Origin of the sequence: Hymenobacter cheonanensis (assembly GCF_030581075.1) — a bacterium.
Taxonomy (GTDB): Bacteria; Bacteroidota; Bacteroidia; order Cytophagales; family Hymenobacteraceae; genus Hymenobacter.
On record NZ_JAUQSW010000020.1, the window covers coordinates 26,176 to 37,751 of the forward strand.

Genomic DNA, 11,576 nt, shown 5'->3' on the forward strand with positions numbered 1-11,576 from the left:
TTTTCGTTGGCCTTGCCTTGGTTACTTCTTCGGCAGCTCCTGTCCAGCATAGGGCCCCAAAGGGGTTGCCAGGCCGAGGCCGCGCGGTGCTGGTGGGGCAGGCGGCGGGGCCATATGGGCCGCCGCGGCCTGCAGCAAAAGGGCCCAGAGCGGTACCTCCGGTTTGGGCTTAAGCCGGGGTTTGACGGGCGTGTTCTGCCACGCTGCATCGAGCGAGGTCGATAGCCCCAAACTCTGCCACCAGCCCTGGTAGGCCTGCGTCAGCACGCGCGTGCGCAGGGCCGGATTGGCCTGACAGGCGTGGTCGCGCAGCACCACGTCCACGGCGGCCGTCCACTGGGCGGCCAGCGAGGCCGTGAGCACACTGAGCGGTACGCCCTTCTCGGCATACCAGGGGCTGCGCGCTAAGGCCTCTTGCACGAGCGGGGGTACGGCGGCAAAGGGGCCAAGTAACGGATCCACGGGTAGGGCCGCGCGGGGCATCGTGCGCACGAGCCGCCACAGGTCAAAGGCTTCGGGATAGGCCAACGCTGCTTGCGCCGTGCGTTGCCACCAGCGCTCCAGCAACTGATGCAAATACTCCCCGCGCCGGGCCTCGCCCTCGTCGGCTTGCAGCGGGGCCGTGAGCTGCTGAAGGGCGTGCTCGTAGCTGGCTTGCAGCAGGGCTTCTTTGCTGGGGAAAGTGCGAAAGAGCGTGCCCACCCCCACCCCGGCCAAGCGCGCAATCTCGGCCGTTTTCGTGGCGTGCACCCCCTGCAAAGCAAAGCGCCAAAGGGCCGTATCCAGAATCTTGGTCGTGCGGTCGTCAGCCATGGTAAAGAGAGATAAAACAGGTGCAAAAAAGCAAGCGCTTTAAAACTACTCGCAAGACCCGCTTGTAGCGGTTTTGAGCGCGTGGGAGCAGGTTTTGCGCAAATATACGCCATCTGGACTCGACAGTCCACCCCCGTTGTAGCCACCAGCCCGCGGCAATGGAGCACCGAGTCCACAGCTAAAAACAGACGATGGGGCGCCTTAAGTAAGCAGCGTGGTTGAGGCATTCATCCCCGAAAAAAGGCGGTTGGTCACTCAAAAAGCGCAGACCGGGAAATAGCCGCTTCTTTTGAACCCTCCCCTTCCGAAACGCTTCCCTACTCCGTCGCTTTATGAAAAAGCTAGTTGTCTATTGGCTGTTGCTTTTACTCAGCCCAGTCTTGCGTGCCCAACCCTACGCTACGCCGGCCGCCGCGCCACCCGACCGCCTTACGGTCATGGTGCACCCCGGCATTGAGCTCTTCACGATTGTGCAGGTGCTGGCAGGCCGCTACCGCCAGCCCAACAAATCCGCGTACGCCGCCGACGCGGAGGCCTATTTTGCCCCCTTCGCCAATCACCCCGCCGTGCAGCAGGCGCGGCGCCTGGCCAAGGTCTATACCGACCTGCCTGAGCTAGGCTACTGCTTGGATAATTTCCCCCACGTGCGCCTGCATTATCCCGCGCAAACTTCTTGGTACACTCTGAATGGGAAGGATACCATCCAGGCCTATATGCGGCGCTGTCTGCAGTTCTACGAGGACAGTCATTTCTGGGCGTTCTACCAGCGGCACCAAGCTGACTATGCGGCCTGGGCCCAGCCGGTGCTCGCGCGCCTGGCCCGTGAGGGCTTGGTGAGCAAGCTCGATTCCTTTTACCGGTTTCGGACCCCCGCCGCCCAATGGACCATTTGTTTGGACCCGCTCAATAGTTGGGGCGCGCACGCGATTATGGCTAAAAAGCTAAACCCGCGCTACGCCAACCACGTCGTCTACAACGTCGGCTTTCTCACCCCGGAATCGACCGACACGCGTGTGCCCACCTTTAGCCTTGGGGCCGAAGCCGTGAGTCTAGTCTGGCACGAAGGCAGTCATATTTACACCGCGGCGCTCCAGCAGCGCTACCACGCCGACATTAGCAAGCTCGCCTACCTATTCAACCAAGGCGACGCGGGCATGAAGCGCAACAACATTGACGACTGGGCCCACTGCTTCGACGAGAACCTGGTGCGCGGCATCGTCATTGCCTTATTTCGGCAGTATCAGCCCGCCAAAGAAGCTCGCAAGCAAGCGGCCCAAGAAGTAGTCGGCGATTTTCAATATGCGGGGGATATTGCCGATGCGATTACGACCAAGTACAGGGGCTCGCGTTCTTCTCAGCGTTTCGAGCAGTTCTTCCCCGAGATTCTCGCGTACTTGGCCCACAAATACCCCACGGCTGCATCGACTACGCAATGACCCCTGCCCGGCCCCGCTCGTGGCCCGAATGGCCCATCCATCTCGTCGTCTGGACGTTGCTGCTCGTTAAGAACGTGGTGACGATGTACAGCGCGCCTACTTTCCAGGTGCCGAAAGGGGCCGTGGCCACGTACGGGCTGCTGGGGTTGGGCTACCTGCTGCTCAATGCCCTGGCCTTCTACTTGCCCGTGGGACTGGTCGCGCGGCCGTTGCTCACGGGGGCGGGGTGGCGCGTGGGGCGGGCAGCGGGCGGGTTGGTGCTGACGCTGGGGTTGCTGACGGGGGTGCGGTACGGGCTAGAGTTTTACGTGTTCAAACCGCTACTCGGCTTCGACAACTATAGTCGCAACACCACCTTCACGGCGCCGTGGTTTGTGGAGAACAGCGTGCGGTTCTATTTCGACTACGTGCTCTACGGCCTGCTCTACGCCGTTATCCGGCAGCATCTGCTGACCGAGCGTCAGCAGCGCGAAGCCCAGCAAGCGACCACCACCGCTGAATTGACTTTCTTGCGTTCGCAGGTGAATCCGCACTTTTTGTTCAATACGCTCAATGACATCTACGCCCTGGTGTATCAGCGGGCGGATACCGCGCCGGGGGCGGTGCTGAAGCTTGCCGAGCTGCTCCGCTACATGCTCCACGAAGCCCACCACGACCAGGTGCTGCTGACCCACGAGCTGGACTACCTGCAGGGGCTCATTGCCTTACAGCGCCTCGGCACGAAGGACATGCTGCAGCTCGATTATCAGGTGCGCGGTTCCCTAAATGGGCAGCTGATTGCCCCGCTGCTGCTGGTGCCGTTCGTGGAAAACGCGTTTAAGCATGGGGTGCTAACCAGTGCCGCTCAGCCGATTACGCTGCAGCTGGACGTCACGGCAACGACGCTGCACTTTTGCCTCTGCAATGCCAAGCAAGCGCAACAGAAAGACCAGTTGGGTGGTATTGGGCTCGCCAACGTGCGACGACGGCTAGCGCTGCTCTACCCTCAGCGGCACGCGCTGACCGTGGCCGATACCCCCACCGACTTTCGGGTGTTCCTCCACCTTGACTTATGAGTGAGGCCATTACGTGTTTGCTAGTGGATGATAAGCCCCTGGCCCTGGACGTGCTCACGGACTACGTGGCCCAGGTGCCGGCCCTGCAACTGGCGGGACGCAGTGAAAACCCGGTGGAAGCGCTAAGCTGGGTAACGGAGCGGCGCGTAGAACTGATTTTTCTGGACATTCAAATGCCCCAACTCACGGGGGTGCAGTTTATGCAGGCCCTAGACCGGCGCGCGCAGGTGGTGCTCACCACCGCCTACCCCGATTATGCGCTGACGGGTTTCGAGCACGACGTGGTGGACTACCTGCTCAAACCTATTTCGTTTGAGCGCTTCTACCAGGCCGTGCAGAAAGCGCAGCGGCGTCTGCGGCCGGTGGCCGGGGACCCGCCCCGCCCCTACCTGTTTGTCAAAACCGAACACCGGCTGCAGCGGGTTGACCTGGCCGAGATCCGCTACCTGGAAGGCCTGCAGAACTATGTGGTGATTCATACCACGACCGAGAAGATTCTAGCCCGGCAGACGCTCACCAGCGTAGAAGCGAGCCTGCCGGCGGCCGCGTTTGTGCGGGTGCATAAGTCGTTTATCGTGGCGCTCGCCCATATCCATTCGGTGGAGCGCAGCCGGATTTTTATCCAAGTAGCCGCCGGGGTCCCGCTTACGATTCCGGTGGGGGATGCGTATCGACACAAGTTCTACAACCACCTGTAGCCTAGTAGAGAGCTAGGCCTCATATGGTGTGCCTTTCAGAGACCACCTACGTTTCCTTTTATGTGTTGTAAAAGGTCGTTTGCAGTATGTAAAAACTCATTAACCAGTTCTACTTGTGTCGTTTCCAACTAGTTTTAGGCCTCCTGCTTATGATAGCAGCCTACAAATTATTCTTTCTACATGGTCCCAATTCGGTTGTGGCGCGGCTTATTCAGCTGTTTAGGGTGGTCGCTCGTGCTGTCTCTGCTTTCTTTGGTGGCGCACGGGTTGCCCTTGCTGCCTGGACCTGGTTATTTGGCCGCTCTAATTGAGGTTCTCTCAAAGCTTGTGTGCGCGTTTGACACGCCCGCTCTTTTGCTATGGCCTGCTGCACTAATCCCACTCGGTATGGCGGTTAGAATTGGCCTGGCAGGTACGGCTTCACGGTCGCGAGCGCGACTGTGCACCGGGTTGTTTTTTGTAGGCAGTTGGCCTGGGGTCGCCTGGTACCACCAGCAGGTGAGCCAGCAGTGGCTACGGCCACAGGCCATTCGTACGGTCGTGCAACACGGCCAAGTAGTCGTCGCGGCCTTAGCGCGCTACCGCCAGCTGCATCATCGCTTCCCCGCTAGCTTAATCGAGTTAGTGCCGGTCCAACTCCCGCGCGTACCCAGTCCTGGCTTAGTAGGGGTCACGGCCTTTGCTTACAATACAGAGCAGGATAACGCGCGGTACGAATTGTTGGGAGTCAACTTTCCAGAGCCGTTCTGGCTTCCCGGGTATAAAACGCGCCTTTTTTATAGTCTGCTAAAGGTAGCCGAGCAGGACGGGACTTCTTCGAGTGCCTCTATCCATGCGGTGGCAGGTGCCGGATGGTATCTCACCACGTATACACCTGTCCCTGTCTTACGGGGTCCAATCTTCGAACACGACACTTTGCGCAGAGTAAACCCGCTCCCTTGAGAGGCGCTGGCAGTGGACTGACTAAAACTTGGCATCGCACTATACTAGCGCCAGCTTAGCATGCGCCCAAAATTTATCACTTTTTCCAGAGTTGTCCTGATAAGACCGATTATGTTATTTGGCTTTTCAAGAAAATAAAGGAAAAGCAATTAGTCTTTTTCACCGCTAACTATGCCGAGACGCTGCCCGGAGTAGCATGCGGATGTCAAGGAAGCTTTTACCAGTGTTTACCCAGCGCAAAAGTAGCGGGATGATCCTTCGTTTACTTCTTGGCCTGCTACGACTGCTACTTACGCTTCTACCAGACGTGCGCCTGACAGGGATAACTGGGTTACTACCGATCGGAGTGCCGGCTACGGCAAGCAGGTACTAGCCGCTATGAGAGAAGCCTTTTATGGTATTGGATGGCCTGCCGTGGTTTCAGGGATAATAACGAAGTAGTCGTAGCCCGTAATAATGCGCTCCAGCGCGCGGCTAGGTAGTTGCATCTTCCCTTGAGCAAGGGCGGTGCGTAGCGGACGCAAGTCAAAGGCCGACCAGTCAGGTCCGTGTACTTGGTCCATAAAAAGCTTGACCGGAAAGGCCGACCCATTCTCGTAACTAGTTGACGTATAAGATTCTGGATTTTGGTTAGCGGATAAGAGACCGGCTAAGTTGGAAATCCGGGTTCCTTGTTTACCTAACACGAGGATATGCAAGGACTGTTGTCCCTGCACATCGGCTAAGTTTTGGACTAAGTTACCTAGGTCGTAGTACTCACCGCCTGAAATAGGGCTCCCTCCCCGCGCCAAGTGCTGGGCCCCAAACTTGAAGAGCATTTTGGGGGCGGCCAGCTCGGTGGCCGTTTGGTATACACGTAGTTCCTGCAGTAGGTTGCGCTTCAGCAAGCTAAGACGGGCCTGGTGGCTCCCCGACATATAAATACGGTAGCTCGCCGCATAATCCTGCGCCATTTTCTGCACCGCTAGGCTTTCCTTTTTCGTGAAAGTGAGCAAGCTATCAATAGCGGCCGGCGTCTGTTGCAGGAGCACGAAGGTCTGGCTGCCCTGGCGTAGGTTAGCCTGCTCTTGGGCTTGATAAGCCGTTGCCCGCTGGTGCAAATACGCGCGCGCCGCCGCCCCTTTGGCTTGCGCGGCTAGTTGCTGGTAGAACGGCGCGGCGTTAATAATAAAAATCTGGTCCAGGCCCATCACCCGCGTCTGCTGGGTACGAAGGACGCATACTAAGTCAAACTCTTCGGCCAGCGAACCAAAGCATAAGGCGCCGGGATACTGCTGTAAATAAGCGCGCGCCTGCTTGGGTTGAGCCGCTAATTGCGTGAGCGTAGCGGCGACATACGGGTCTACTTCCGGCGCATACAGGGCGGGCTTCAACTCCCGCGCGACCGCCGTGGCGAATTGCGGAATTTGGACAGTGCCGTGGTCTTCGCCTAGCAGCACGAACTGGCTCTTTTGCACATCAGCGCGTATTTTCTCCCATCCTAAGCCACTGTATTGCGTGCCGTTAGCCTGTAAAGAGTACTGGTAGCGGCGGGCGAGACGAACGAGCGTGGTATCCTGCGCAGCGGCTTGGTGCACTCCCAAGTGGCTGGTGAGCAGCAGGAAGATCAGGCAACTGGTGCGGGTAGCAAAGGAAGCGAAAACGACGGTCGGGTAACGCATGAAAGAAGAAGCGGCTGAGTAAATTGTTCGGCCCTGGATGATGTTTTTACCCTTCGCCCCGCCCCACTGCTAACCAGCCTTCGTGGGCCGACTGTTTTGGTGGAGCAGGTGCGGCACCTGGCACCCGCAATCGCCGAAGGCAATCGGTGGGCTCACCGCAGCAAGGCGGGAAGTTGGCTGAGAATAGCATCCGCATGCGTGGCAGCCTGCTGAGGCGTGGGTATGACCTCCCGGTCGGGGTACACCCCGCGTCCCAGGTGCGGCGCCCGGCAGGCCGTTAACAGGCGAAAATGGGGCAGTTGCAAGACCATTTGCGTCTGCGGTAATTCCACTCGCGAGATAACGCCACCATTAAGGCCCGCTTCGGTCCCACCCGTTTCCTGGCCCAGGACCAGCACGCGCCGCTGAGCCCGCAAGCTAGCGGCAAAATTAGAAGCTGCCGAGAACGTGCCACCGTCAACCAGTAAGATTACCTGCCCCCGAAACCGGTGCCGTTTATATGGCCGCTGCGGCCCCACCGCAGTCGAAGCTTGCGTCAGAGTACCATCCGGCAAGCGCTTCACCTGCGTTGTATCGAAATACGCCCGACTGCTGGAATCGGCTGACATAAAAGACGGGAGCACTACGCGCGCCTGCGCGCTCTTAGTCAGCACAAAACTTGCTGGGAGCAGGTATTTGAGCAAGTCCACCGCCAGGGTGTTATTCCCCCCAGGATTGCCGCGCAAATCGATGACCAAGCGTTTGGTATGCCGTTGCGCCAGCTCGGCAAAAACAGCCGCGTGGAATACCTGATAGTCTGCTTCATAGTCGAAGCTGCGCAGGCGTAAAATGGCTGTGGCCGGCAGGTCAGCCGCGTACTGCAGCGAGTGCAGGCGGGCCAACCGGCGGGCGGCTACTTGCGCTGCGGAGAGGGGAATCACTGGTTGGGCAGCAGCGCTGGGGGCAAGGACCGGGCCGGGCTGGGGGGTTATGTCCCGTACCTGGCCCGTGCTATCCCGCACGGTTAGTCGATAGGGTGACTTGGCCTCGTAGAGTGCCGCGTAATAGTCGTCAAAGAAGCCGGCTTCGAGCTCCTTATCTTGAAAGCCTGTGCCATAACCATCGGCCGAAATGAGGCGACGCAGGCGAGGTAGTACCTCGCGGAGGGGGTGCCCCTCGATAGCAAGCAACTCAGTGCCGGGTCGCAGGGAAGGCTCGGTACTTTGATTTTCTGCGACGAACAGGTGGTCTTGGCGCACTGCTACGGTGAAGGGGAAATAGAAATGGGGCTGCTGGCGGGCCCAGGTCCGGTAAGCGGCCGAATGTTGCACGCGCGTGTGTCCGCAGTGCACCTGCCCGACTAAGGGCTGCAGAAGGCGCCAGAACGCCTGCTCATCGAGTGGGTGGGTGAGTTGGGCTGCGGTGCGGGCGAAAGCCTGGTCAAGGGAGTCCTTAGGCGTATACGCGTAGAGACCTGGGTGTACCTGCTCCAGCGCTTGGCGCAGAAAAGTAAGGTCGGCCTGCAACTGAGCCACGCTGTACAAACGGGCAGCGTCTCCGGGCAGCGTTGGCCTAGTCTGCGTCGAGGCGAAGCGAGCAGCAAACAAGCTGGCAAAAAGGAGGAAAATAAAGCGTAACAAACGGTAGAAGCTAAGCCAAGATTCAGGTTGCACGAAACATTTCGTAGTTATGACAAGTAAATGTAGAAGAATTCAGAAGTAGTACCAATTAACCCACGATAAGAGTTGCAAATAACCGGTGTTTGCTCAGGGCCAGTTGTACGCTTCCCACTCAGGTGAACCAGCGTATGGGAAGGAGCGGTCTCGAAAGGAGCAGTGGCTGTTGCAGCACTAGCAAGCTCGCTCGACCTGCGGGCGCGGCGAGTACAGAAACCTGTAAAAAGCAGCGTTATCGCCAGTAGGCGGGTCCAATTTGATTGCTAGTGGCCCCACACGGGGTCATTGGCTGAGATGTGCAACAGCCACGGTCGTTTACAACACGTAAACAGCTTTTGCCTTAATTGACTCACCGTTTCGCTGAACTTTTGACGGCAGGAATAGCCCTGCGGTTCCCTTTCACGTTTTCAAGTTTCGACCAACTTCACCGAACACGCCAATCAACAGCCAGCAGAGAAGGAGGAAAACTAACAAGGCTAGGTAGAGCCCTCCCAGGTATGGGTTATTTCTGCTTTTAGCAAACCGCAAACCGCTAAGGTTCAGCATAAGCAAAACCGGAAACCATACCATCATGAGCCAAGTAGAGACGTGGTGCTGTTCTAGCCAGTTCAGAATAGGTCCAAAAATACTATGTTCACTAGCAGCACGGGTGGCGCCACTCCTACGAAGAATAAGCAAAGTAAAAGGGAGGGGCGTCGGGGGAGCACAGCCAACTATAAAGTAGAGACCGAATCGGGAGGTGCCATTGGATGAGTCTAATGTTATACTCGTCCCCGACAAAGTGCCAATCCGAACGCAGTGGCCGGCCAGGCTAAAATCACCACGATTCCAATCTTCGGCTCCGGGGCTTTCTTACGTTAAGTGGTTTTCTAAGGAATTCCTAGCGACTACGTATCTTATGCTTAGGGCCTTTAATTCAACAAATGAAACCTAGAAAGAAAGAGCGCATAGGGGATTTTATTGAAGTGCAAATTGCTCCCGCTGTCTATGCGTACTGTCGGCTAGCCACGAACATGGCGTGTGTCTTCTACAATTTTACAAGCGAAGCGCCGATTCAGACTACTAGCTTGCTAGCCGATAAGCGCTTATTGGTTGGCCTGTATGTCATGGCCTATGCTACGCGGGAAGGACACTGGCGCATAATTGACCAGGCGCCTTTGCCCCCAGAAGTAGACGAGTTGACTACGCAGCCATCCTTTCTACGCCGCGGGGTTAATTCGCCCATGACGGCAGAACACACGCTGCGTGAGCTATTGGCGGTTAAAGGCTATGAGGACTTAAACCCTAATTTCCCTTGGCAAGATTGGTTTGAATAAATATTACGAACACCATTTGAGCTCGAGACGTTTTTTAAACGACCGTGGCTGTTGCAGAACTCGGAACTGCATCGCCAAGCGAGGTCTCTTCGAGCTAAACCAAGTCGAAAAGACCATTCAAATGGCTTTTACACGTGTTTCGCAGCTCGCCTGGGCGGTGTACGGAGAGTTCTGCAACAGCCACGAACGTTGACGAAACGTCTCAGGCTGCCAACTTGAAGGAGGTAGATGGAGAAAACTACACTGTATCCGCTTAGCAAAATCAACCACTGATACTGATTAGCCTCGAAAAGGAACTAGTTCGTGGGGTGCGAGTGCGCGCAGTTGCCAACCCCTGACGCTTAAATAAGTGCTGTGGGCTAGTAACAGGTTGAAAATAGCAGTGGGATGGGGCGGCACATACCCATCGGGTGCGGGGGAATATCTGCACGTAAAACCGCGGCTGAACTTGCAGTTTGCGAAGGGGTTGGCCCGGTCTAGGTCAGCCTGGTGGCGCCGGTAGTAAGCCGCGAACGACACCGTGGCTAGGCCTACGCTATCCAGTTGCTGGGGCGTAAATACGACATTGTACTTAGGAAGCCTAGGCTCCAGCAACTCGTATCGGCCCGGCCGAAAGGGAATAGAATCATAGACCCAGTACGGATACGTGGTTGCGGGCTGCACATAGACCTGCATGGTATCGCGTCCCTGCACACACCGTACGCTACGCAGGTAGCGCACGGTCATCGGCTGTTGGTTTCCTTTTACCAGATAAATCGTACCGAAGCGTAGTTGCTCTTGCTGCTGAAACCCCTCTAGCGCATCAGCATCTTGTAGGCGGCTAAAAGTGGCGAAGGGAGCCGCAGGGGCAACAAACTGCCCATGGTAGACGAAGCGCAGGACAGCATGCGGAGCCGGTATTGTCGGGATGAGGTAGTCATCTGTAGCCCGGCACAGACTGCAGGGCTGGCGTAGCGGCCGCCGACGCGCGAGTTGGCTGGCACTGGCGAGGCTGCTCGCAAGTAGCACGGCATAGATGAGATTGGGAGTGCGCATACTAGACGTGTAACCAAGCTGCGAAAGTAGGTGAGGGTATACCTGAGATGGGCTAGCTAGGAGCGAGAATTGGGTGGTAATTTCCAACCCATGGACAAGATTGACAAGCGCCGCAAATACGACGAGGCGTTCAAGACCGAAGCCCTGCGCGTGGCCCGCGAGAGCCGCTCGACCCAGGCCACCGCGCGCGGCCCTAACATCCGCTCGAAATTACTTTACGAGTGGCAAAAGGCCGCCCAGCCGCCACTACCCGCCGACCCGGCTGAGGCCGCTGAGGTGCACCAGTTGCGAGCGGCCAACCGGCGGCTAGAACAGGAGTTGAACATTTAAAAAAAGTCATCGCCATCTTCTCAACCCCGCCCACCAGATGAGCTGCTGGCAATTAATTGAACAGGAGCGCGGTAGCTACCCGGTGGAGTTGCTTTGCTGGACGCTGGACGTGTTGGCTGCCCGTTATTACGCCTGGCGCAAGCGCCAGCAGTCTAGCCCGGTCCAGCCGGCTAGTGTGGACTGGGAAGAGGCGTTGAAAAACACGTTCGGGCAGCATAAACGCTGCTACGGCACCCGCCGGCTGCGGGCCCTGGTGCCACGGGTCTACACGCCACGCACCACCGATTCAACTCACGGCCTGCGCTGTGCGCCCAACCGCCTGCTTGACCAGCCTAAGCCAACCCAGCCGAACCAGGTCTGGGTCAGCGACATCACCTGCCTGCCGCTGGCCTTGGGGCAGTGGGCCTACCTGTGCGCTTCCAGGATGCCTGCACCCGGCAGGTAGTCGGCTGGCGTGTGCTCGATACCATGCCCGAAGAGCTGGTCACCAGCGCCTTACGCCAGGCCCGCCGGCCCGCCCCCGGCCTGGTAGTGCATTCCGACCGGGGCGGGCAGTACTGCGCCAACGCCTTTCGCGCCCTGCTCGACCAATACGGCTGCCGGCGCTCGCAGAGCCGGCGTGACGAGTACCTCGC

General features: G+C 57.9%; 10 protein-coding genes. 7 read left to right on the forward strand and 3 right to left on the reverse strand.

What is annotated here, in order from left to right; all coding sequences use genetic code 11:
• Positions 1-21: 21 nt before the first annotated feature.
• Positions 22-813 (reverse strand): TetR/AcrR family transcriptional regulator, encoded by a 792-nt coding sequence (locus Q5H89_RS22880; RefSeq protein WP_305021664.1) that lies wholly within the window; start codon positions 811-813, stop codon positions 22-24.
• A gap of 380 nt (positions 814-1,193) precedes the next feature.
• Here Q5H89_RS22880 and Q5H89_RS22885 point away from each other — a divergent pair, with 380 nt between their 5' ends.
• Genes Q5H89_RS22885 through Q5H89_RS22895 form a run of 3 tightly spaced genes read left to right on the forward strand, consistent with a single transcriptional unit; the run spans position 1,194 to position 4,002 of the window.
• Positions 1,194-2,249, forward strand: a complete 1,056-nt coding sequence (locus Q5H89_RS22885; RefSeq protein ID WP_305021665.1) for a DUF4932 domain-containing protein — start codon at positions 1,194-1,196, stop codon at positions 2,247-2,249.
• Complete coding sequence (locus tag Q5H89_RS22890) at positions 2,246-3,304, forward strand: sensor histidine kinase (RefSeq protein ID WP_305021666.1); 1,059 nt, start codon at positions 2,246-2,248, stop codon at positions 3,302-3,304. Before Q5H89_RS22885 ends, Q5H89_RS22890 begins: the two co-directional genes overlap by 4 nt.
• Positions 3,301-4,002, forward strand: a complete 702-nt coding sequence (locus Q5H89_RS22895) for a LytR/AlgR family response regulator transcription factor (RefSeq protein ID WP_305021667.1) — start codon at positions 3,301-3,303, stop codon at positions 4,000-4,002. The genes Q5H89_RS22890 and Q5H89_RS22895 overlap by 4 nt, the downstream gene beginning before the upstream one ends.
• A gap of 1,334 nt (positions 4,003-5,336) precedes the next feature.
• On the opposite strand, the gene Q5H89_RS22900 is transcribed toward Q5H89_RS22895, so the two are convergent.
• Together Q5H89_RS22900 and Q5H89_RS22905 are read right to left on the reverse strand one after the other, a co-directional pair.
• A complete protein-coding gene (locus tag Q5H89_RS22900; RefSeq protein WP_305021668.1) occupies positions 5,337-6,605 on the reverse strand; it encodes a hypothetical protein in 1,269 nt (422 codons plus the stop codon).
• Between the two features lie 152 nt (positions 6,606-6,757).
• Positions 6,758-8,224 carry a S41 family peptidase gene (locus Q5H89_RS22905; RefSeq protein ID WP_305021669.1) on the reverse strand — a complete coding sequence of 489 codons (1,467 nt, stop codon included), beginning with the start codon at positions 8,222-8,224 and terminating at the stop codon, positions 6,758-6,760.
• 959 nt (positions 8,225-9,183) lie between these two features.
• Here Q5H89_RS22905 and Q5H89_RS22910 point away from each other — a divergent pair.
• The 4 genes from Q5H89_RS22910 to Q5H89_RS22925 all read left to right on the forward strand — a co-directional run.
• Positions 9,184-9,576 carry an Imm26 family immunity protein gene (locus tag Q5H89_RS22910; RefSeq protein ID WP_305021670.1) on the forward strand — a complete coding sequence of 131 codons (393 nt, stop codon included), beginning with the start codon at positions 9,184-9,186 and terminating at the stop codon, positions 9,574-9,576.
• 1,125 nt (positions 9,577-10,701) lie between these two features.
• Positions 10,702-10,941, forward strand: coding sequence for a transposase (locus Q5H89_RS22915; RefSeq protein WP_305021671.1), 240 nt, complete (start codon positions 10,702-10,704; stop codon positions 10,939-10,941).
• A 37-nt stretch (positions 10,942-10,978) separates the two neighbouring features.
• Positions 10,979-11,386, forward strand: coding sequence for a hypothetical protein (locus Q5H89_RS22920; RefSeq protein WP_305021672.1), 408 nt, complete (start codon positions 10,979-10,981; stop codon positions 11,384-11,386).
• The coding region (locus Q5H89_RS22925; RefSeq protein WP_305021673.1) for a DDE-type integrase/transposase/recombinase at positions 11,353-11,576 on the forward strand (224 nt) is incomplete at its 3' end. The genes Q5H89_RS22920 and Q5H89_RS22925, both read left to right, overlap by 34 nt.

What these genes read in the sequence shown, in the direction of transcription:
- Q5H89_RS22880 (WP_305021664.1), bottom strand. Translation starts at nt 813, where the DNA reads ATGGCTGACGACCGCACGACCAAGATTCTGGATACGGCCCTTTGGCGC.
- Q5H89_RS22890 (WP_305021666.1), top strand. Translation starts at nt 2,246, where the DNA reads ATGACCCCTGCCCGGCCCCGCTCGTGGCCCGAATGGCCCATCCATCTC.
- Q5H89_RS22895 (WP_305021667.1), top strand. Translation starts at nt 3,301, where the DNA reads ATGAGTGAGGCCATTACGTGTTTGCTAGTGGATGATAAGCCCCTGGCC.
- Q5H89_RS22900 (WP_305021668.1), bottom strand. Translation starts at nt 6,605, where the DNA reads ATGCGTTACCCGACCGTCGTTTTCGCTTCCTTTGCTACCCGCACCAGT.
- Q5H89_RS22910 (WP_305021670.1), top strand. Translation starts at nt 9,184, where the DNA reads ATGAAACCTAGAAAGAAAGAGCGCATAGGGGATTTTATTGAAGTGCAA.
- Q5H89_RS22915 (WP_305021671.1), top strand. Translation starts at nt 10,702, where the DNA reads ATGGACAAGATTGACAAGCGCCGCAAATACGACGAGGCGTTCAAGACC.
- Q5H89_RS22920 (WP_305021672.1), top strand. Translation starts at nt 10,979, where the DNA reads ATGAGCTGCTGGCAATTAATTGAACAGGAGCGCGGTAGCTACCCGGTG.